This window comes from Cellulomonas biazotea, from assembly GCF_004306155.1.
Taxonomy (GTDB): domain Bacteria; phylum Actinomycetota; class Actinomycetes; order Actinomycetales; family Cellulomonadaceae; genus Cellulomonas; species Cellulomonas biazotea.
In genome coordinates this window covers 1-369 of record NZ_BIMR01000515.1, presented here as the reverse complement: position 1 = coordinate 369, position 369 = coordinate 1, and the positions used below count along the sequence as shown (strand labels likewise).

General features: G+C 82.1%; 1 protein-coding gene. It reads right to left on the bottom strand.

The annotated features are described in order from the left end of the window. Nucleotides 1-149: 149 nt before the first annotated feature. Nucleotides 150-369 (bottom strand): hypothetical protein (locus CBZ_RS21595; RefSeq protein ID WP_373862217.1); only part of this gene is annotated, 220 nt, incomplete at its 5' end.

Below are 369 nucleotides of genomic sequence, written 5' to 3'. Positions count from 1 at the left end.
CCGCCAGAGCGCGCGGGCAGGTCACGGCCGCCGCGGTCCGAGGACCGTGCGGCCGTGACCCCGCGAGCGGGCGGGCCGTGCGCGCGGCAGGCCCGCCCGACGTCGTGCTGGGTGGAGCGGTCAGCCGCCCGTCGTCCCGGGTAGGGCTGTCAGCCGCCCGAGGGCGCCCCGGCCGGACGGCCGGCACGGCCACGACCGCCGCGACGGCCCCGGCGACCGTTGCCACCGGCACCGGCGGACGCGTCCGCGGGAGCGGTGAACGGCGTCGGACCGCCCGACGAGTAGCGCAGCGTGCTCGACGAGCCGCCGTCGACCTGACGGGCGGCGGCGGGACGGCCGGCGCCGCCCGCACGACCGCCACCGGTCGGG